This is a genomic window from Hominimerdicola alba, assembly GCF_900109655.1.
GTDB classification, from domain to species: Bacteria; Bacillota; Clostridia; order Oscillospirales; family Ruminococcaceae; genus Hominimerdicola; species Hominimerdicola alba_B.
The window spans coordinates 38,757-60,842 of the sequence record NZ_FOAT01000012.1 but is presented as its reverse complement, the minus strand read 5'-3'; the positions used below and the strand labels follow the sequence as shown (position 1 = coordinate 60,842).

The 22,086-nt window shown below is 46.9% G+C and carries 17 protein-coding genes and 1 tRNA gene; 14 read left to right on the top strand and 4 right to left on the bottom strand.

Annotation, left to right across the window (positions count from 1 at the left end):
• Positions 1-72: 72 nt before the first annotated feature.
• Positions 73-165 (bottom strand) — tRNA-Ser (locus BMY75_RS12580).
• A gap of 242 nt (positions 166-407) precedes the next feature.
• On the opposite strand from BMY75_RS12580, the gene BMY75_RS12575 reads away from it, so the two are divergent.
• Positions 408-1,532 (top strand): metallophosphoesterase, encoded by a 1,125-nt coding sequence (locus BMY75_RS12575; protein WP_242940236.1) that lies wholly within the window; start codon positions 408-410, stop codon positions 1,530-1,532.
• Positions 1,533-1,874: 342 nt separating this feature from the next.
• Here the strand turns inward: BMY75_RS12575 and BMY75_RS12570 are convergent, their stop codons facing one another.
• Positions 1,875-4,217 (bottom strand): ATP-dependent helicase, encoded by a 2,343-nt coding sequence (locus tag BMY75_RS12570; protein ID WP_074834242.1) that lies wholly within the window; start codon positions 4,215-4,217, stop codon positions 1,875-1,877.
• A gap of 483 nt (positions 4,218-4,700) precedes the next feature.
• On the opposite strand from BMY75_RS12570, the gene BMY75_RS12565 reads away from it, so the two are divergent.
• From BMY75_RS12565 to BMY75_RS12530, 8 genes are all read left to right on the top strand, one after another.
• A complete protein-coding gene (locus BMY75_RS12565; protein WP_074834240.1) occupies positions 4,701-6,557 on the top strand; it encodes a ribonuclease J in 1,857 nt (618 codons plus the stop codon).
• A gap of 52 nt (positions 6,558-6,609) precedes the next feature.
• Positions 6,610-8,628 (top strand): DHH family phosphoesterase, encoded by a 2,019-nt coding sequence (locus tag BMY75_RS12560; RefSeq protein ID WP_074834238.1) that lies wholly within the window; start codon positions 6,610-6,612, stop codon positions 8,626-8,628.
• 20 nt (positions 8,629-8,648) lie between these two features.
• Entirely contained in the window at positions 8,649-9,095 is a 447-nt protein-coding gene (gene rplI, locus BMY75_RS12555; RefSeq protein WP_074834235.1) for a 50S ribosomal protein L9, read from the top strand.
• Entirely contained in the window at positions 9,096-10,472 is a 1,377-nt protein-coding gene (dnaB, locus tag BMY75_RS12550; RefSeq protein WP_074834232.1) for a replicative DNA helicase, read from the top strand. It abuts the gene before it with no gap.
• The gene (gene tilS, locus BMY75_RS12545; RefSeq protein ID WP_074834229.1) at positions 10,462-11,796 is read left to right on the top strand and encodes a tRNA lysidine(34) synthetase TilS; all 1,335 of its coding nucleotides are present in this window, start codon (positions 10,462-10,464) and stop codon (positions 11,794-11,796) included. Before dnaB ends, tilS begins: the two co-directional genes overlap by 11 nt.
• Positions 11,797-11,900: 104 nt before the next feature.
• Entirely contained in the window at positions 11,901-13,919 is a 2,019-nt protein-coding gene (ftsH, locus tag BMY75_RS12540; protein WP_074834226.1) for an ATP-dependent zinc metalloprotease FtsH, read from the top strand.
• Between the two features lie 119 nt (positions 13,920-14,038).
• Positions 14,039-14,809 (top strand): TIGR00282 family metallophosphoesterase, encoded by a 771-nt coding sequence (locus BMY75_RS12535; RefSeq protein WP_074834224.1) that lies wholly within the window; start codon positions 14,039-14,041, stop codon positions 14,807-14,809.
• Between the two features lie 96 nt (positions 14,810-14,905).
• Positions 14,906-15,166, top strand: coding sequence for a stage V sporulation protein S (locus BMY75_RS12530; protein ID WP_024856859.1), 261 nt, complete (start codon positions 14,906-14,908; stop codon positions 15,164-15,166).
• A gap of 91 nt (positions 15,167-15,257) precedes the next feature.
• Here BMY75_RS12530 and BMY75_RS12525 read toward each other — a convergent pair whose 3' ends face one another.
• Complete coding sequence (locus tag BMY75_RS12525; protein ID WP_074834222.1) at positions 15,258-16,454, bottom strand: acetate/propionate family kinase; 1,197 nt, start codon at positions 16,452-16,454, stop codon at positions 15,258-15,260.
• Positions 16,455-16,634: 180 nt separating this feature from the next.
• Here BMY75_RS12525 and BMY75_RS12520 point away from each other — a divergent pair, with 180 nt between their 5' ends.
• From BMY75_RS12520 to BMY75_RS12500, 5 genes are all read left to right on the top strand, one after another.
• Positions 16,635-17,801 (top strand): tRNA(Met) cytidine acetate ligase, encoded by a 1,167-nt coding sequence (locus tag BMY75_RS12520; protein ID WP_074834220.1) that lies wholly within the window; start codon positions 16,635-16,637, stop codon positions 17,799-17,801.
• A 105-nt stretch (positions 17,802-17,906) separates the two neighbouring features.
• On the top strand, positions 17,907-18,176 hold the full coding sequence (locus tag BMY75_RS12515) for an ACT domain-containing protein (protein ID WP_024856856.1): 270 nt from the start codon (positions 17,907-17,909) through the stop codon (positions 18,174-18,176).
• A gap of 18 nt (positions 18,177-18,194) precedes the next feature.
• Positions 18,195-19,550: a PFL family protein gene (locus BMY75_RS12510; RefSeq protein WP_074834218.1), complete on the top strand. Its 1,356-nt coding sequence runs from the start codon at positions 18,195-18,197 to the stop codon at positions 19,548-19,550.
• Positions 19,551-19,691: 141 nt separating this feature from the next.
• On the top strand, positions 19,692-20,471 hold the full coding sequence (locus BMY75_RS12505; protein ID WP_074834217.1) for a sugar phosphate isomerase/epimerase family protein: 780 nt from the start codon (positions 19,692-19,694) through the stop codon (positions 20,469-20,471).
• Positions 20,472-20,474: 3 nt separating this feature from the next.
• A complete protein-coding gene (locus BMY75_RS12500; RefSeq protein WP_074834215.1) occupies positions 20,475-21,338 on the top strand; it encodes a histidinol-phosphatase HisJ family protein in 864 nt (287 codons plus the stop codon).
• Here BMY75_RS12500 and BMY75_RS12495 read toward each other — a convergent pair.
• A complete protein-coding gene (locus tag BMY75_RS12495; protein ID WP_242940235.1) occupies positions 21,327-21,809 on the bottom strand; it encodes a sigma-70 family RNA polymerase sigma factor in 483 nt (160 codons plus the stop codon). The two genes, BMY75_RS12500 and BMY75_RS12495, sit on opposite strands and share 12 nt — an antisense overlap.
• Positions 21,810-22,086: the final 277 nt, after the last annotated feature.

Below are 22,086 nucleotides of genomic sequence, written 5' to 3'. Positions count from 1 at the left end.
ATACAGTTATTGTTGAGAGCATAATAAAACCGCCTGCTTACGCGATATTACGTAAACAAGCGGTTTTCGCTTTGGCGGAGAAGGAGGGATTCGAACCCTCGATGAGCTATTAACCCATACACGAGTTCCAGTCGTGCGCCATAAACCGGGCTAGGCGACTTCTCCATCGGTTTTTGTTCTCTTGTGTTTCTCACAGCTTAATTATTATAGCATATCAAGATACATTTGTCAAGTACTTTTTCAAAAAAAAAATTGTTTTTTTAAAATTATTTTTGAAAGGTAAAAGCATGTTACTTCAGATGCAACTGAAAAGTAGAAAATTCGGGGAAAATAATGAACCAGTGTTGTCGGGTAAAGTTTGACAAATGCCATGCGATGTTGTATAATTAATAAAAATGTGCTCTTGAATGATGCGAAGAATTGAGGAGGTTTGTCGGTTGCTCTGGGTGGTTTTGTTTGCCGTGGCTGGTATCGGTGCTTTGCTGGCGTTGATATATCTGATTACCAGATTTCATAAATTCGGCTTTATGCAGAAGCTTGCAGAAAAGCGAAAATGGCTCTCGTGGGGGCTGGCGGCTTTGCCTGTGGCAGGGCTTGTGGTGGTCACGCTGAAAAATATGTACATCGGCATAATCGTAATTCTCCATCTTGCGCTTATTTGGTCTTTGTGTGATCTTGTGACTTTCATTCACCGTAAGCGCAGACACAGTTGGTCGTCGCGCTATGTGACCGGTGTTTTGGCTATGCTGATAACGGCTGTCTATCTTGGTGCTGGCTGGTTTTTCGCACACCATGTTTTTGAAACTGACTACCGTCTTAAAACAAAAAAGCATTTAGACAGTTCGCCGCTTCGGGTGGCGATGTTTGCCGATTCTCATTTGGGGATTACTCTTGATGGTAAAGAATTTGCCGAACAGATGAAGCGGATAGATGAACAGTCGCCGGATGTGGTCATTATCGCCGGCGATTTCGTTGACGACGATTCAAAACGTGACGACATGGTACGTGCCTGCAAAGCGCTGGGCGAAATGAAAGCGAAGTATGGTGTGATATATGTGGATGGCAATCATGACAAGGGTTATGGTAACGGCAGAGATTTCACGATAGATGAACTTTATGCCGAACTGGAAAAGAACGGCGTTAAGATACTTCATGACGAAGTTTTTGAGGTCGGTGATGTGAATTTCATCGGCAGGAAAGATCACCATGATGATAGCAGACTATCTGCGAAACAGCTGATGGAATTCGCTGATGATGAAAAGTACACTATTATAATAGACCATCAGCCCCGTGACTATGAAGCTGAAGCCGCGGCGGGTGCTGACCTTGTGCTTTCAGGACACACTCACGGCGGACACATTTTCCCCTCTGGCTTTGTGGGATTGGCTATGGGTTTCAATGACAATATCTATGGCAAGAAAGTCTGCGGGGATACTACTTTTATCGTTACCTCGGGGATTTCTGGGTGGGCTATACCTTTTAAAACAGGGTGTATTTCGGAGTATGTTATAATTGATGTTTATGATCGATGAAGCATATTATTTAAACTAAGAATTTTACTAATATATCGTGATTTGTTGAGGTAGTCGGGTATCTGCTGTGGTCGGGAGTTTTCGAGTTTTTGCCGCTCGTTCCTTGGACGAGTCATCGGATTCGCTTACGCTGTACGATGACGTGCGCGGCAATAATTTACGGACATAGTTTGAGCGTATGCATACGTTTGCATACGCTCGGATTTTTGTAGCGGTGACTGCGTCGACCGCGTGTTGCGCTTTTTAGGGATTAAGTTTGTTGTGCTATTTCAGCAATGTTGTCGCGGAGCTTTTGTGCCTTGACCCAAAGCTCTCTTACTTGGCAGCTCCCGCTAGATTATGCTATATCTTTTTCGGCTTAGCAAAATTAGCGAAGATCTTCTTTGTGCCGACTTTCTCAAAGGCTATCTCAAGCATTGTGTCGCCTGCCATGGGTGTTACACCGACTATCGTGCCCTCGCCGAACTTTTTGTGCATAACTTTCTCGCCAACGCTGTAGGTCTCGGCAGGCTCGTTAGATGTGGCTTTAGCCGCATTGTACATCGCCATCTGTCTGCCCAGGGGGATATCTCCCGAACGGCGTGGTGTCTGCTTGGTGTCAAGCTTCGGCACTTGCTTGTCGATGTTCTCGGGGGGAAGTTCTTTTATAAACTGTGACTCGCGGTTATACTGAGTGCTTCCGTATATCATACGCTCGCCAGCGTAAACAATGTGGAGCTGTTCCTTGGCGCGGGTTATCGCAACGTAAGCAAGTCGGCGCTCCTCTTCGAGTTCTGATTCTGAATCTCTGCTTCGGCTGGAGGGGAACACGTTATCTTCCATGCCTGCCACGAATACAACAGGGAATTCCAGACCTTTGGCGGCGTGCATGGTCATAAGCGCTACGTAATCGCCTGTTTCATCAAGGGTGTCGATATCGGTGTAAAGTGCAACTTCTTCAAGGAAACCATCAAGAGAAGGCTCTTCTGCTTCTTCCTCGTACTTTGCCATTGTTGATTTAAGTTCGGCGATATTTTCAAGACGCATCTCGCCCTCAACGCCCTGCTGTTTCATCAGTGCGCCGTAGCCTGTTTTTTCGACTACTGCGTCCAGAAGTTCGGGGAGGCTTGCTTCCTCGGATAATTCCGAAAGGTCGTCTATCATGAATGCGAATTCCGTCAGCGCCTTGGATTTTTTTGCCAGCGGCACGTATTCGGTGGAGTGTTCCATAACGTAGATAGGGTCTTCACCTAGGTCTGAGGATACCTGTATCACCGTGCGGACGGTAGCATCGCCCATTCCGCGCTTTGGTTCGTTGATTATCCTTTGAAGCCTGAAAGTATCGGCATGGTTGGCGATAACTCCAAGGTAAGCGAGGATATCCTTTATCTCCTTGCGCTCGTAGAATTTAAGACCGCCGAATATTTTGTATGGGATACTTGCCTTTATCATCGCCTGTTCAAGGGCGTTGGACTGGGCGTTCATTCGGTAGAGCACTGCATGGTCGCCCCAGCGCCTTCCGTTGTCATTGTTTTCGGTTATAGTTCTTGCGATGTAGGAAGCTTCGTCACGTTCGTTCATGGACTTGTGAACGATGACTTTTTCGCCGTCGCCGCAGTCAGTCCAAAGATTCTTGCCTTTTCTGCCCACGTTGTTGCTGATAAGCTTGTTGGCGCAGGTAAGGATATTCTGGGTGGAGCGGTAGTTCTGTTCAAGCTTGATAACGTCGTCAGCCGAACAGCCGAATTCTTCCTCGAAGTTCAGGATATTTTCGATAGTAGCACCGCGGAAGCGGTAAATACTCTGGTCATCATCGCCCACAACGCAGATATTACCGAACTTTTTCGACAAAAGGGAAACCAGCCTGAACTGAACGCGGTTGGTATCCTGATACTCGTCCACCATGATATATTTATAAAGGTTCTGGTAGTGGTCAAGGACATCGGGGCAGTTTTCAAAAAGTGTCACGGTATGGCAGATTATGTCATCAAAATCCATGGCGTTATTGGCAAGAAGTTCCTGCTGATACTTTTTATATACCTTAGCTACTGAACTTTTGAAAAAGTCTCCCACAGCATCCTTGGCAAATTCTTCGGGAGTTATCATGGAATCCTTTGCGTGGGATATCTCGCTCATTACGGTCTTTACTGGGAACATTTTTTCATCGATATCCAGTGCACGCATAGCGGCTTTTATCACGCGCTTTGAATCGTCGGTATCATATATGGCAAAGCTTGATGTAAAGCCGATATTAGCACATTCACGCCTTAAAATACGTACACAGGCGGAGTGGAAAGTCGCGGCAACGATCCCTCTGCCTTCCTCGCCGAGAATCTTTTCGATACGCTCTTTGAGTTCACCAGCGGCTTTGTTTGTAAAGGTTATAGCGAGGATATTCCAAGGTCTTACCTGCCTTGTGCCGATGATGGCGGCAAGTTTTCTGCCGTCATCTGTCCTGCCCTCGGCATAATCCTCGATAAAAGCAGATTCTTCATCGGTGAAAATCTGCCCAGTGGTATTGTAGGCATCACCGAAATGTATCATATTCGCAATCCTGTTTATAAGCACAGTGGTCTTTCCGCTGCCCGCACCTGCAAGTATCAGCAGAGGTCCGTTCACACGGAACACAGCTTTCTGCTGCATTGGGTTCATTCGGCTGAAAAATCTTTTAAGTGCCTGTTTTTTTAATATATCAATATCTTTCATCTGTATACCTCCGTTATCTCAGACATATATTATAACACATCGGCATGGTTTTGAAAAGGGGGCAAATGAAAATTTTTGGAGCATTGTCGTTTGAGTACAATAATTTTCCCTGATGCAGACTTTAGAGAATATGTACTTGACATTCGGTCAAAAATAGAGTAAAATATAATAAGATATTTTTGTTCGGATACAATCCCGCCTGAAACGGGGCGGACTCTGTCGGCGGTTTCGTCTTATCATTCATCTATCAAAGGGATATCCATTCATCCCAAAACTGCTGCTCATGTCCTTATATAATGGGACTGCACTTATTCTAACGGAAAAATCAAATACATTGACGGGATACGTTTTCCCGCAGGAAAGGAGCTTTTTGCGCTCCTCAGAGCAAACGGCATTTATTCATAATTTTGCATTCATATTTTCGGGTGCTGATGTGTAAATTTATATGTCGTTTACTATGGTGCGCATTTTTGCATATCAATCATGAATAATAACAATTCTAACAACGGAAAAAGAAAGCCATCAAAACGTTACGTACAGGGTAAGGGAAAGATCAGAGGTGTGCCGATAAAACGCGGCGCAGATAACAACAAGCAGGGTACAGAACCCTCACAGGCTAAGCTTCGTCCCAACGGCAGGGGACAGCGCGGCAATAACAACAAACAGCAGGAACAGCGCCGTACTCCCGTGAAGATAATACCTCTGGGCGGTCTCAATGAGATAGGCAAGAACTTTACTGTCATCGAGTGTTCAAACGATATGTTCGTTATCGACTGCGGTCTGGCATTCCCAGACAGCGAGATGCTGGGTGTTGATATAGTTATACCCGATTTTTCCTATGTTGAGAAGAATATTGAAAAGCTTCGCGGTGTAGTTATTACTCACGGACACGAAGACCACATTGGCGGACTGCCTTATTTCCTGAAAAAATTCCCAAGCACGCCTGTTTACGGTACAAGGCTGACCATCGGACTTATCGAGGGCAAGCTTCGTGAACACGCTCTCCTTGATAGTGTAAAGCTTAATACCGTGACACCGCGCCAGACCATCAGAATGGGTTGTATGGCGGTGGAATTCATCAGGGTGAACCATTCCATACCCGATTCAGTGGGCATGGCAATACACACTCCCGCAGGTGTTCTGATACACACGGGCGACTTCAAGGTAGACTATACTCCCATTGAGGGCGGAATCATCGACCTGCCCAGATTTGCTGAACTTGGCAACAAGGGAGTTCTCGCACTGATGTCCGATTCTACCAACTCGGAGCGTCCCGGATACACCGCCAGCGAGCGCAAGGTGGGAGATAATCTTGAAATGCTGTTTGCAAAGGCTGAGGGCAAGCGTATAATCATCGCGACCTTTGCATCCAATATCCACAGAGTTCAGCAGATAATCAACAATGCTGTCAACACAGGCCGTAAGGTTGCTGTATCCGGCAGAAGCATGGTGAATGTTATAAGCGTGGGCATCGAGCTGGGCTACCTTAAAGTGCCCGACGGCGTGCTTATTGATATCGACATGATAGGCAGATATCTGCCCGAGCAGATAGTTCTGGTTACTACGGGCAGTCAGGGCGAGCCTATGTCCGCCCTTTCGAGAATGTCCATGAACGAGCACCGCAAGGTCAGCATAACTCCCAAGGATTTCATTATAATATCAGCTAACCCCATACCCGGCAACGAAAAGCTGGTCACAAGGGTAGTAAACGACCTGATGAAGCTTGGTGCAGAAGTGGTATACGAAAAGATGTACGAGGTACACGTTTCGGGACACGCCTGTCAGGAAGAGCAGAAACTGATGCTCTCAATAACAAAGCCCAAGTTCTTCATACCTGTACATGGTGAATTCAAGCACCTGATGAAGCACCAGCAGACGGCTATGAGCGTTGGTATACCGGAGGAAAATATCATTATCGCGGGTATCGGTGACGTTATTGAAACTGACGGTGTTGATATGAATATCACTGGTCAGGTGCCTGCTGGCAGAGTGCTTGTTGATGGTCTGGGTGTTGGTGACGTTGGCGCTATCGTGCTGAGAGACAGAAAACATCTGGCTGAGGACGGTCTTATCATCGCAGTTGCCACTATTGACAGGACAGTCGGCGAGATACTTGCAGGTCCCGACCTTGTTTCGAGAGGATTTGTATACGTTCGTGAGAGCGAGGAGCTTATGAATGAAGCGAAAGAACTTCTCACCGAAACTCTGCAGAACTGTCTTGACAGCAATATGCATGAATGGAATGCCATCAAGGGCAGGATGAAAGACAATCTTTCGGATTTCATTTTCACAAAGACAAAGAGAAGTCCTATGATACTGCCCATAATTATGGAGATATAGATACTGTCAATTGTCGAACAGAAAAAGGATCAAGCAAAGGAGTTGACTGGCAGTGAAAAAGAACAAAAGCTTTCTCATGCTGTTGTCCGCAACGATGGCTGTCATCTCGCTGACATCGCTGATAGGAGCTTTTATGCTGCGCTCGACTGAGGAGAAAAGAGGAGCGGGAAGCGTACTGATACTGATATGCGTAGTTAGCATATTGCTGCTTCTGTTGGAAGCTTTCATATTCAGAAATCAGACTACGAAATATACCACAAAGCTGGCAACACAGCTGATAAGAACTCAGCGTGATTCGATGCTGCACTTTCCCGCGCCCTGCGTTATACTCGACAGCGAAGAAACTATCATGTGGTACAACAGGCTGTTTGAGAGGCAGGTGTATTCCGAGGATTCATACGGAGAACATCTGGAAAATATCATGAATATCGACCTTGAACGTGCCTATGAAGAGGACGGCTGTCAGATTTGCGTGAACAAGCGGTACTATATCGCCAAGGCTGTGCGCACAGACCTTAAAAACGGTCTGTCTATGGTGTATTTCAAGGATATCACCGATTATACCGAGCTGAGATATGACGCTTATCAGTCTCACAACAGCGTGATTATCATAGTTATCGATAACTATGATGCTATGATGTCCGATATCAGGGACACCGAAAAGGCTCACGTTGCAGTTGAGATAGAAAAGCTGATGGAAAGCTTCCTTGAGGGAACGAATGCTATCGCTAAGAAGATATCTGACGATAAGTTCTATGTTTTCATGGAGGAAAGATATCTCTCACGGAAGATAGAGAATAGGTTCAGGATACTTGAAGAAGCAAGGCAGATACGCATAGGCGGAAAAACCAATGTTACGCTTTCGATCGGCGTCGGCAGGGAAGGCAAGGGTCTTGACGAGTGTGAAAAGCTGGCTAAACAGGCACTGGAGCTCTGTCAGGGACGAGGCGGAGATCAGGCGGCTTACCGAGATAACGGTGAGTTCAGGTTCTTCGGTGGCGTTTCTACAGGTGCTGACAACAATAACAGAGTCAAGATCAGGGTATTTGCCGAGACACTGCTGGAGATAATTAGACCAGGCAGTATCGAGAGCATAGGCAATTACAGGGCTGACGGCGACGCGGGACAGGGCTTCCGCAGAGTGCTGATAATGGGTCACAGATTCGGCGACCTTGACAGCGTGGGTTCGGCTACAGGTCTCTGCTGTGCTGTTAGAAAGCTGGTAAGCGAGTGCTTTGTTGTGGTGGATAAGGAGAAAAACCTGGCAAGATCGCTGATAGACTATATCGACGATAATGAGGATATGCCTTACTACATAACACCGCAGCAGGGTCTTGACAGGCTTGACAGCGATACCCTTGTGATCGTGGTGGATACTCACAATCCCGAGCTTGTTGAATCAAGGGAAATGATAGAGCGGGCAAAGAATATCGTTGTAATAGACCATCACAGGCGTATGGTCAACGGTATCGAACCGCTGATAGCCCAGTGCCTTGAACCGGGTGCTTCATCGGCGGCTGAGCTTGTCACCGAGATCATCGAGCTGTGGGGCGACAGGACGACGATCAATGCTTATGCCGCAGAAGCTCTGCTTTCGGGCATAATGCTGGATACCAAGAATTTTGTAATGAAAACAGGTGTCACTACTTTTGAGACGGCTGCTTTCCTTAAAAAGATGGGAGCAGATACCATTGCTGTAAAGCAGATGTTCGCAAATTCCATCGAAACTTATCACGAAAAATCCAAGGTCATCAATTCGGCGGAGATATACCGAGGCTGTGCCATCGCGCGTGCTGACGGAAACTTTGCGAACATAAGGGTCGCAGCTTCTCAGGCGGCGGACGAAATGCTTGGTATAACGGGAGTATTTGCTTCATTCGTTATGTACAAGCAGGGCGATACGGTTAATATCTCAGCTCGAAGCATGGGCAGATACAATGTTCAGGTGATCATGGAGGCACTGGGCGGCGGCGGTCATCTTACAATGGCGGCGGCTCAGATAAAGACCGATATCGAGTCAGCCGACAGGCAGCTCAGAGAGGTCATTGATGATTTCATCAAAAATATGTAAACCAGAAAGGTGTGTTTGAAATGAAAGTTATTTTACTTAAAGATGTTAAAGGTTCGGGCAAGGCAGGAGATACCCTGAACGTTGCTGACGGATATGCAAGAAATTTCCTTATCGCAAAGGGTCTGGCAGTTGAGGCTAATTCAAAGAACCTCAACGATCTGGCTGGCAAGAAGGCTTCTGCTCAGCACAAGATAGATGTAGAGACCGCTGATAACAAGGCTATAGCTGATAAAATCGCTGATAAAGAGGTCGTTATCAAGGCTAAGGCAGGTCAGGGCGGAAAGCTCTTCGGTGCTGTTACATCGGGCGTTGTGGCTGATGCTCTGAAAGATCAGTACGGCGTTGATGTTGACAAGAAGAAGATCGCGCTGAGTTCGGATATCAAGGCTTTCGGTGATTTCACTGCGGCTGTAAAGATGTCCCACGGCGTATCATGCAGCATCAAGGTAAAAGTTGTGGAGGAATAAATGGCTGACATTAGCGATTTCAATGCAGTCAGCGGTTCTGATCTTCCCGGAAGGTCGCTGCCATACAGTCAGGAAGCTGAAGAAGCTGTCATAGGCTGTGTGCTGCTTGACCCCGTGGAGTGCCGCGAAAAGGCGATGGAGATGCTCAAACCCGAGCATTTCTACCGTCCGAAGCATCAGCAGATATTCTCCATAATGATGAGAATGTTCACCACCGGCAAGGCTGAGGATGTTGTAACTGTCGTTGATGAGGCTGTCAATGCGGGTATCTTCGAGAATTCCGCTATGGCGATGAAGTACCTCTACGGGCTGATGGACAACGTTCCATCAACCAAGAATATCGAGAGCTACTGTAACATCATTTTGCAGAAGGCGCAGTTGCGCTCGCTGATGAATGTGGCTAACGAGATAATCGCAAGTGTCAGTGACGGCGCAGGCGACCCGAAAGCACTGCTTGACAGCGCAGAGCAGAAGATATTCAGCATCAGACAGGGTAGGGACTTACAGGGACTTACCAGGATAAGCGATGTCATAGTTGAGAATTTCCATCATCTGACAGAGATATCGGGTCCCGATGCCGAGAAATATCAGGGCGCTAGGTCTGGTTTTTCTCAGCTTGACCACGTTACCACAGGTCTTCAGAAGACCGACCTTATAGTGCTTGCGGCTCGTCCTGCGATGGGTAAGTCTGCATTCGCCCTGAATATCGCGGTGAACTGCTGCAAAGCTACAAAAAGGGACGTTGCCATATTCTCACTCGAAATGGGTAAAGAACAGCTGGTTGGCAGAATGCTGGCTTCAGAGGGCAAGGTGAACAACACCCTGCTGAGAAACGGCGAGATGAAGGACGAGGACTGGACGAAGCTTGCCGAAGCTGCCGATGTTCTTTCGCAGTTGCCTATATACCTCGATGACGGCGCGGGCGGCGTTACTGTGCCTCAGATGAAAGCAAAGCTCAGAAGACTGAATAATCTGGGTCTTGTGGTCATAGACTATATACAGCTGATGGAATCACCAAACAAGCACAGCAGCCGTGTTAACGAAGTTTCTGAGATAACGCGACAGATAAAGCTTATGGCTAAGGAACTGAGTGTGCCTGTTATCGCACTTTCGCAGCTTTCCCGTAACGCCGAGAAGCGTGACGACAAGCGTCCTCTGCTTTCTGACCTGAGAGAATCGGGATCTATCGAGCAGGACGCGGATATCATACTATTTTTGTACCGTGATGCTTACTATTCCGATTCAAAGGAAGATCAGACAGTGGCTGAATGTATCGTTGCAAAAAACAGACATGGTCAGCTCGGTACGATCAAACTCAGCTGGATAGGCGAGTATACATTGTTCAGAGGATTGGAATTCAGAAAAGATGAAAAGTGAGCTTGTTCAGAGAGTCGGTCGGACGATTGAAAAATACAATATGGCTCATAAGGGCGAGCGCTTACTGGTCGGGCTTTCGGGCGGGGCAGACAGCGCTGCGCTCCTTTTGTGTTTGTATGAGCTGGGGTATGATGTCTGTGCCTGCCACGTTAATCACTGTATACGTGGTGAAGAAGCTGACAGAGATCAGCATTTTTGCGAAGAACTGTGCCGCGGGCTGGGGATAGAGATAACCGTCAAAAGGGTAGATGTTCCCGCTTATTGCAGGGAAAATCCCGTTTCCGAAGAGGAAGGTGCGAGATTGTTAAGGTACAAAGCTTTACAGGAAATCGATGCCGATAAGATATGTACAGCTCATAACCTTGACGATTGTCTTGAGACAACGCTGTTCAATCTGGCGAGAGGTTCGGGACTTAAAGGTATAGCTTCGATACCGCCTGTCAGGGAGAACATCATACGACCGCTTATAGAGTGCCGCCGAGCAGATATCGAGGAATTTCTGGCAGAAAAAGGACAGAATTTTGTGACGGATTCTACGAATCTTCTGGATGAATATTCACGTAACAAGCTGAGGCATAAGGTTGTGCCTGTTCTGCGGGAGATAAATCCTTCACTTATGGACACATTTGCGAAGACTCTTGGATTCCTGCGGGAAGACAGTGCTTTTCTGGATAAGCTTTCTGATGAAGCCTTTGAAAAAGTCACCTGTGGGGACAGTTTTTCCTGCAAGATGATAAGAGAACTTGATTATCCCGTAAGGCGCAGAGTTATCATGCGCATACTGACAAAGTACGATATCGAAGTCGGACAGGATAAGATAGAGATCATCGAAACGCTTGTAAATCAGGGCGGAAAAGCAAATGTCAAGTCAAATTGCTTTGCATATACAAAATCCGGAACGCTGTATATTTTTACTGAGAAAAACGATGAAAATAATCAGCAGGACGAACTAAAGATCGAACCTGAAAGTGTCGTTAACTGGCAGGGAAGGTCTGTAAGTTTTAAATTGGTAACAATTGACGGGAAATTCGAAAATGTTAATAAAAAGTTTGCAAATTCTTGTTTGGATTATGATAAAATAAAAGGTGTTATTGTATTAAGAAAACGCAGGGCGGGGGACAGGTTCAGACTAGTCAACCGTCAGCACAGCTCCGATGTCAGGGTGCTGATGAAACAGGGTTTTCCCGTGCATAAGCGCGATTCAGCGGTGATACTCGCTGATGATGAGGGCATAGTTCTTGCAGAGAATTTCGGCGCAGCTGACAGAGTAAGGATAGACAGCAGTACCAGGGTTGTGCTGGTATTTGAAGTTATTGATGAATAACTCAATATTATGACTTTACTTTCACATTGTTTTCACAGAAAGGGTCTATAATTATCTGATAAGGCTGATAATAACACAAATTTAGAACAAAAGGTCGTGATAAATTGAAAAACGGAGGAAAATCTCTTCTGATCTATCTTGTGGTTTCCATATGCATAATCACAGGTCTGGTCTATATGCTGATGAGCATGAGCACCAAGAGCGATGAAGTAAAGTATTCCGAGGTAATGGGACAATTTGACGCTCTGGAAGTATGCGAGTTCAAGCTTGATCTCGGTTCCGGTGAGCTGAAATACAAGCTCAAGGAGGATCCCGAGACTGAGCACAACTATAAAGTACCTAACGTTTCACTGTTCGTGAATGAGGTGCTGGGCGGTGAGGAAGCAGTTAACTACCGCCTGAAATATGACGCAGCAAACCCCAAAGAGCCATTGGAATATGATCTGGTGCCCATATCGGACAACAGCTTCTGGCTGAATCTTATACCCACATTCCTGATGCTGGGTGTTATGATATTCTTCTTTGTCTTCATGATGAAGAGCGCAGGCGGAGGAAAGATGTCAGGCTTCGGCAAGACAAATGCAAGGTTGGCTCCCAGCAGCAAGAAAGCTACTTTTGCTGATGTTGCAGGCGCTGACGAGGAAAAGGAAGAACTGAAGGAGATCGTTGATTTCCTTAAGGATAACAGAAAATATGCCGAGATAGGTGCGAGGATACCCAAAGGCGTTCTGCTTCTGGGACCTCCCGGTACAGGTAAGACCCTGCTTGCAAGAGCAGTTGCAGGCGAGGCTAACGTGCCTTTCTTCTCGATATCGGGTTCCGATTTCGTTGAGATGTTCGTCGGCGTGGGTGCATCCCGTGTACGTGACCTTTTTGAACAGGCTAAGAAGAGCGCTCCGTCTATCATTTTCATAGATGAGATCGACGCTGTCGGCAGACAGAGAGGCGCAGGTCTGGGCGGTGGTCACGATGAACGTGAGCAGACCCTTAACCAGCTTCTGGTTGAGATGGACGGCTTTGAGGATAATGAGTCCGTCATAGTTATGGCGGCTACCAACAGACGTGATATACTTGACCCCGCTCTGCTGAGGCCCGGCAGATTTGACAGGCAGATACTTGTCAGCTATCCCGATATCAAGGGCAGGGAAGAGATACTGAAAGTTCACACCAAGAACAAGCCCCTTGCTCCCGATGTTAGTCTTGAAACTATTGCCAAGACCACAGTCGGATTTACAGGCGCTGATCTTGAAAACCTTGCTAACGAAGCATCACTGCTGGCTGCAAGGAAGAACAAGAAGGCTATTACCAAGGCTGATATGGAAGAAGCAGCTATCAAGGTAGTTGCAGGTCCCGAGAAGAGATCCAAGGTGGTATCCGAGGCTGAAAAGAGACTTACTGCTTACCACGAGGCAGGTCACGCTATCTGCACATACTACTGCCAGAAGGCTGACAAGGTGCATCAGGTGACTATCATACCCAGAGGTCAGGCAGGCGGCTTCACCATGAGCCTTCCCGAGAAGGATAAGGCTTTCGTCAGCAAGAACGAGATGTATAATAACATCGTAGTACTGTTGGGCGGACGTGTTGCCGAGAAGCTGATACTCGATGATATCTCTACTGGCGCTTCAAACGACCTGGAGAGAGCTACCGCTACCGCGAGAAACATGGTCACAAGGTACGGCTTCAGTGACAATCTGGGACCTGTGGTTTACGGTCAGGGTGAGCACGAGGTATTCCTTGGAAGAGATTACACCAATACTCCCAGCTATTCCGATAACGTTGCTGCTGAGATCGATAACGAGATCAGGACAATAGTTGAAACTGCTTTCGAGCAGGCTGAAACTCTGCTTAAAGAGCATATCGATCAGCTGCATCTGGTAGCCAAGTATCTTATGAAGAACGAGAAGATCGACGGCATCAAGTTTGAAAAGCTGATGAAGGGCGAGCTTCCCGAATCTGATTTTGAAGATGATGCAAAGGAGACTGTAGAGGATATCGAGATCAAGGATACCGTTGAGGATATCGCTGTGACCGAAGAATCCAAAGATTCTGTAGATGAATCAGAAATCTCCGAGAGCACAAGCGTTTCTCTTGGCAAGGATAACAAAGACAGCATCGAATAAGATAATTATGAGCCGATATCGGGAACGGTATCGGCTTTTTTTGACAGCTATTGATTTTTCTTCGCGGAAGTAGTATAATGATTTTAAATTTTATGTTATATGAAATATGAGGTAAGGATATGAACCTTTTGTTTATTGGCGATGTTGTGGGCTGTTCGGGCACGGATTTTCTTGAAGAACAGCTTTACGGGATAAAAAGAAAGTATAATATTGATGTGACGGTGGTAAACGGTGAGAATTCGGCTCAGGGGAACGGTATAACGCCACAGTCATTTGACAGGCTTATCAGCATGGGTGTTGATGTCGTCACCACGGGCAATCACTGTTTTCGTCGGCGTGAAGTTATGGAACTTTACGACAGTAGCGAATTCCTCCTGCGACCTGCTAATTTTCCCGAGGGCGTAGCCGGCAGGGGAGTTGGTATCATCGACCTTTGTCCTGTTAAGATCGCTGTTGTGAATCTCATGGGCACGATGTATATGGAAGCTCTTGACAATCCATTCACCGAGATCGACAAAATACTCGATGGTATTGATACACCCAATATCTTTGTGGATTTTCACGCTGAGGCTACAAGCGAGAAAAAAGCTATGGGGCACTATCTCAAAGGTCGTGTGACTGCTGTTATGGGAACTCATACCCATGTGCAGACGGCTGACGAAGTGATCCTCGGCGGGCACACCGCCTATATCACCGATGTTGGCATGACAGGTCCCGAGTTTTCCGTGCTTGGTGTTGACAGCGATATTGTTATAGATAAGTTCAGGTATCACTGCCCTGTGAAGTTCACAGAGAGCGATTCGCCGTGTTTTTTGAATGGTGTGGTGGTCAGTTTCGATGAAAAATCGGGAAAATCTACAAATATAACAAGGATTATTAGTCGCAAATAACAAAAAAGACGAATGCCTATTGCAAAAATTTCCAATATGTAGTATAATGTTATTGCTGTGAAGCGCAAAACGTTTTCGTAAAAGGAGGGATAGATGGTGGAGGTTTTGAAAGTTTCATCACGATCTGTACCTAATTCAGTAGCAGGCGCTATTTCAGGCGTGATAAGGGAGCAGGGCTCAGTCGAGGTTCAGGCTGTCGGCGCAGGCGCTGCAAATCAGGCGATCAAGGCTATTGCGATAGCAAGAGGCTATCTTGCACCTGTCGGCATAGACATGATTTGCGTTCCCGCATTCGCTAATGTTGTTATAGATGGCGAGGAGAGAACGGCTATCAAGCTTATCTGTGAACAGAGATGATAATTACAGCACGGGGTGATCTCCGTGCTTTTGTTTTTATAGAAAAACTCCCCTGTGTAAAAATACACAAGGGAGTTTTGATTATACACTATTACTTGGAGATCAGTGCGAGAGTATCTCTTGCGATCAGCAGTTCCTCGTTGGTAGGTATTACGTATACCTTGACCTTGGAATCAGCAGTGGAGATCTCTACCAGCTTGCCGCGGCAGTTGTTCTTCTCTGCATCGATCTTGATGCCAAGGAATTCCAGACCCTCACAAGCGTCAGCTCTTACCTCAGGAGCATTCTCACCGATACCGCCTGTAAACAGAACAGCGTCAACGCCGCCCATAGCAGCAGCATAAGAACCGATGTACTTCTTGATCTGATATGTCAGCATCTCGTTAACAGCCTGAGCCTGCTCGTTGCCCTCAGCAGCAGCCTTCTGGATATCTCTGTTATCGGAGCTGATGCCCGAAACACCCAGGAAACCGGACTGCTTGTTCATGTAAGCTGTCATCTCATCGGGAGTGAAGCCCTTCTTCTTAGCTACGAACTCAACTGCGGAGGGGTCAACAGCGCCGCAGCGTGTACCCATTACCAGACCGTCCAGAGGAGTGAAGCCCATGGAAGTATCAACGGACTTGCCGCCGTCAACAGCAGTGATGGAAGAACCGTTGCCAAGGTGGCAGGAAACTATCTTCAGTTCCTCAGGCTTCTTGCCCATAACCTTAGCCAGCTCGCCGGATACGAATCTGTGAGATGTACCGTGGAAGCCATACTTTCTTACGTGCAGATCCTTGTAGCACTCATAGGGCAGACCATAGAGGTAAGCCTTTCTGGGCATTGTTGCGTGGAAAGCAGTATCGAATACAACGGCCTGAGGAGTACCCTCGGGAAGAACTGCCTTACAAGCTCTCAGTGCCAGCGCATGGGGGTGATTGTGAACAGGTGCCAGCTCAGCCAGGCTGTCGATCTTATCGATAACTTCGTCGGTAACAGCGCAGGTCTCTCTGAATATCTCAGCACCCTGTACTATTCTGTGACCTACTGCGGAGATCTCGTCCATAGAATCGATGACCTTGGTCTCACCGCTTGTCAGTATCTCTACAAGCTTTTCAAAAGCTTCGGTGTGAGTAGGGAAGTTGCAGTCAGCTTCATAGCTTCTGCCGTCGCCTGTCTTGGCGCTTACGTGACCGTCGATACCTATACGGTCACAGTTGCCCTTTGCGATAACGCTCTCGTCCTCCATGTTCAGCAGCTGATACTTCAGCGAAGAGGAACCAGCATTTACTACCAGAATTTTCATTGGAAAAACTCCTCTCAATTTATAGATGGATATTATATCGGGCTTGACAATCCCGCCCTGATATCATATAATATTAGTATAACAATTTTTGTGATAAATTGCAAGTCTGTTTTGCTTAAATATACATATTGCACAATATTTATTCTATGAATTTGTTAATGACCCTCGGGAGGTGAAGCTATGAAAATTGCAGGAGTAGTAGCCGAGTATAACCCCTTTCACAACGGACACAAATATCACCTTGAAGAGACCCGCCGTATGGGGGCGAGCCATATCGTTGTAGTGATGAGCGGTGCTGCAGTTCAGCGCGGTGATACAGCGATAACGGACAAGTATTTCCGTGCGAAGACCGCTGTTGAGAACGGCGCTGATCTTGTCATCGAGCTGCCATGCCCATATTCTTGTTCAAGTGCAGAACGTTTTGCCAGAGGTGCCGTGCAGATACTTGCGGGCTTTGGCGAGGGCGGAGTTTCTATGCTATCATTCGGATGTGAGAACGATGATACTCCTCTGCTGGAAAAAGCGGCGGAGATATCTGCGGGATTGGATGATTCCGAACAGGTAAAGGAAATGCTGGAAAACGGTATGTCCTATCCTGCGGCAGTAGCTTCGGCGGCGGGGATACCCGTCATAAAGGCGCTTTTTGACAAGCCCAACAATATGCTTGCCATCGAGTACATAAAAGCCTTGAAAAAAATCGCCCCTTGGATAACGCCCACTGCAGTCAGGCGAAAGGGTGCCGATCATGACAGCGGCATCGTTTCGGCGGATATCGCCTGTGCTTCACATATTCGCAGGCTTATTGCGGAGGGTGAGGATTATTCCTCATATGTCCCGAAAGCACTGGAAATCGAGCCTTACCTTATAAAAAATGCGGACAAGGCTCTGCTTTTGAAGATAATGACAGCTTCATCTGCTGAGATACAGCGTCTTCCCGATGTTTCCACCCATCTGGCAAGACGATTCGTCAACACACGAGAGACTAAATGCGAGCTGATACGAACTCCCGATGATTTTGCAGAACAGTTCAAGCACAAGGCGGTGACACTTGCAAGGGTCAGGAGAATGATGATGTATCTTGCGCTTGGGGTGACATCACATGACTTTTTCGATGTGCCTTACGGCAGGATACTCGCCCTGAATGACAGGGGGCGGGAGATATTTTCTGCCTGCGGCAATATGACCATGAAGTACGCGACTTCTCTGACTGAACTTGAAAAGCTTTCGTCACGTGCGGCAAGGATATCCGAACTTGAAAGGAACGCGGCTTCATTCCAGCAGATGTGCGTAAGCGGAGCTCCTGATTTCAAAAGCGAGTACACCAGAAAGATAGTGCTTACACGGTGATCCTCACGTTAATAGAATGTTTATAAAATATACTATTGGCAAAATAGTTATAATGTGTTATAATTAATAGGTTAAAAAAGATATGACAGAAAGGCGGTTTTATATATGAGAGCAGTTGTAACTGTTATCGGCAAGGATACTGTTGGTATACTTGCAAAGGTAAGCACCAAGTGTGCAGAGCTCAATGCAAACGTGGAGGAGGTTACTCAGTCCGTTCTGCAGGAGCTTTTCGCTATGATAATGGTAGTTGATATCTCCAAGCTTACTTCGGATTTTGCTACCCTCAGCGACAGCCTTACAGCCCTTGGCGACGAACTGGGCGTTAAGGTACACGTTATGCACGAGGATATTTTCAACTGTATGCACCATATTTGATAAGGGGATATCTGTAAAATGATAAATGTATATGACATTCTTGAAACCATACGCATGATCCAGGACGATTGTCTTGACATACGTACAATAACCATGGGCATATCCCTGCTTGACTGTATCGACAGCGATATTGACAAGGCTTGCGAAAAGGTCTATGAGAAGATAACCACCAAGGCGAAAGGCCTCGTAAAGGTGGGCGAGCAGATAGAGAAGGAGCTTGGCATACCGATTATCAACAAGCGTATCTCCGTTACTCCTATCGCTATCATTTCCGCTGCCTGCAAGGGTTCTCCCGTTAAGTTCGCACACGCTATGGATAAGGCTGCGAAGACTGTCGGCGTTAATCTTATCGGCGGATATTCAGCTCTTGTGCCCAAGGGCTTCTCTGCGGGTGATGTTGAGCTTATCAAGTCCATACCCGAGGCTCTTGCCACTACCGAGAGAGTATGCTCTTCCGTAAATATCGGTTCTACCAAGACAGGTATCAACCTTGATGCTGTAAAGATGATGGGCGGTATAATCCGCGAGTGCGCTGAGAAGACCGTAGATCAGGCTTGTTTCGGCGCTGCAAAGCTGGTTGTATTCTGCAATGCTGTTGAGGATAACCCTTTCATGGCAGGTGCATTCCACGGTGTTGGTGAGCCTGACTGCATGATAAATGTAGGTGTTTCGGGTCCCGGCGTTGTAAGAGCTGCACTGAAAAAGTATCCCGATGCTGATATCACAGGCATCGCCGATGTTATAAAGGAAATTTCCTACAAAATAACCCGCGTTGGTCAGCTTGTTGGTACCATCGCATCTGAAAGACTGGGCGTGCCTTTCGGTATCGTTGATCTTTCACTTGCGCCTACTCCTGCTGTGGGTGACTCCGTTGCTCATATCCTCGAGGAGATAGGTCTTGAAAAGTGCGGTACTCACGGCACTACTGCTTGTCTCGCTATGCTCAATGACGCTGTAAAGAAGGGCGGTGTAATGGCTTGCTCGCGTATCGGCGGACTTTCGGGCGCATTCATTCCCGTATCCGAGGACGCAGGTATGATCGCTGCTGCTAAGAGCGGTGCGCTGTGCATCGAAAAGCTTGAAGCCATGACCGCAGTATGCTCTGTTGGTCTGGATATGATAGTTGTTCCCGGCGATACCCCCGCTGATACACTCTCTGCTATCATCGCGGACGAAGCTGCTATCGGTATGGTAAACTGCAAGACAACAGCTGTAAGAGTTATCCCCGCTATCGGCAAGGACGTAGGCGAGGAGCTCGACTGGGGCGGTCTGTTCGGCTGCGGACCTGTAATGCCGCTGAAGAAAGAATCTGCAAGCAAATTTATAAACAGAGGCGGTCAGATACCTGCACCTCTGCATTCGCTGAAAAACTGATATTATTACCTGCGTCTGTTACTCTGCCGCGTTTGTTTCCGCATCTGGCGGACAGATGCGGCTTGTGGCAGATGCGGGTATTTTTATATCTACTGACATCTACTGTATATTCGCAGTCTGAGACTATGTTTGGAGGAAAATATGGAGCTGAATATGTTCGCGGATTTTACTTCCGCAATACCACTTGAAGAACGTCTTGCAATTATAAAGGAACACGGCTTTGACGGCGTTATGCTGGGATTTTCCGAGGAATACAGGCATACGCAGTTCGAGCTTGCTGACAAGGCTGGTCTTGCTGTGGAAAATGTCCACTCGCCATTTGACAGAATGAATTCTCTGTGGGAAAAGCGCAGTGACAGCACCGCTATATACAATCGCACCGCGGATTGCATCAGGATATGCGCTGAAAACAATGTAAGTAAGATAGTTGTTCACCCCACGGATGGCCTTGTGCCGCCTCAGGTGACTGTATTTGGCATGAAAAATTTTGACGGACTGATCTCCACTGCGGCGAATTACGGTATCAAACTGCTTTTCGAGAATATCCAGCTCCCCGATTTTCTTGATGTTCTTTTTGATAAGTTCGGAAAAAGCGAAAGCGTGGGTTTCTGCTATGATGTTGGTCACGAAAACTGCTTTACCAAAGGCGATGACAGGCTGATGAAGCACGGCAGTCTTCTGGAGGCTCTGCATATCCACGATAATGACGGCGATTCCGATTCTCATATGCTGCCCTTTGACGGCAATATTGACTACGAGCCATTTGCAAAAAAGCTGAAAGCTCTGGGTTATGAGGGTGCGTTATCGCTGGAAGTTTTCAAGGACAGGTCTGAGCAGTATGCACAGATGAGTCCCGCGGAATTTGTTGAAAGAGCTAAACAGGCGGCTCAGAAGCTGGATACTCTGATTGCGGGGGCATAGTAAATGGAAAAGATATTGCTTGATATGCACACCCACAGCAGTTTTTCACCCGATGCTGAGGACAGTGCTGAGGCGATGTGCCTTCGTGCTTTTGAACTTGGATTATCGGTTTATGCCCTGACCGATCACTGCGATGTTAATTTCTGGCATCCTGCGGAGCATTATTTCGGGAGCAGGGAAGATGTCACCGATGCGATGATGTACGGTGCTGGAAAATATGCCCTTGACAGTATAACCGAGCAAGTGGCTTTGCGTGAAAAATTCCGTGGAAAGCTGGATATCATCGTGGGTGTTGAGATGGGTCAGCCCATGCAGGATAAGGAAAGGGCTCGTGAGCTTTCGGGTGATGACAGGCTTGATTTTATAATCGGTTCACATCACATGAATGCGGGCGTTGACGATTTCTATTATCTCGATTACGGCAAAATGTCCGATGCTGAGATAAGCTCTCTGCTGAATGACTGCTTTATGCAAACCCTCGATATGTGCCATTATGCCGATTTTGATGTCCTAGGACACCTTACTTATCCGCTCAGATACATCTGCGGGGAGTACGGCAGAGAGGTGAATTTAGTCGCTTACGAAGAATTTATCAGAGAAATTTTCAAAACACTTATCTCACGCGGCAAGGGCATCGAGATAAACACCTCGGGTCTGCGGCAGAAGTACGGCAGGACTTTCCCTGATTTTGATACCGTTAAGCTTTACCGTGAACTGGGTGGTGAGATACTCACCATCGGTTCGGACGCCCACAGGACAGCCGACCTTGGAAAAGGCATACCCGAGGGCATGGAGCTTGCCAAGGCGGCGGGATTTGAATACGTTTCATACTTCAAAAAACATGAAGCACAGTTCTTAAAGCTGTGATTTTATCTTGTCCAGAGCGTTCTTTTCAAGGCGCGAGACCTGTGCTTGTGATATCCCTATCTCCCGGGCGACTTCCATCTGAGTGTGTCCTTTGAAATATCGAAGAAAGAGGATATTCTTTTCTCTGGGTCGAAGAGACTTCAGGGCTTCTTTCATTGTTAGTTCTTCCAGCCAGCTTCGGTCATCGGTGCCGTCGCAGATCTGGTCGGCTATATATAATGAATCTCCGCCATCGGTGTAAACGGGTTCGTAAATAGACACAGGGTCGGTGACGGATTCCAGCGCCGTGACGATATCCCCTCGCTTTTCACCTGTTATCTCTGCTATTTCATCGATAGTGGGTTCACGCTGGTTTTCGGCGATGAAATTCTCTTTCGTCTGCATGACCTTGTATGCAAGGTCGCGGAGCGAACGGCTTACGCGGATAGGTCGAAAATCCCGCATATAGCGCTTTATTTCTCCCAATATCATTGGCACAGCGTTGTAAAGTCGAAAATCTATGCAGTCCATGCATTTGTGTGGGCTGCTTTTTTATAGCAATATCCATGTTGACATTTCACCCGTGTTATTATATAATGTTAACAATGTTGTTGTATATCGGACACAATTAATGTGGATTATCACGATGGATTTGCTTTTATGGCTGAATTTTATGCGCGAATTGTATATTCTGCACGGTATGTACAAAATGACGCTTTTAAATTTGTTGAATCGGTCCTGTTGACAAAAGGGAAGTATAGTGCTATAA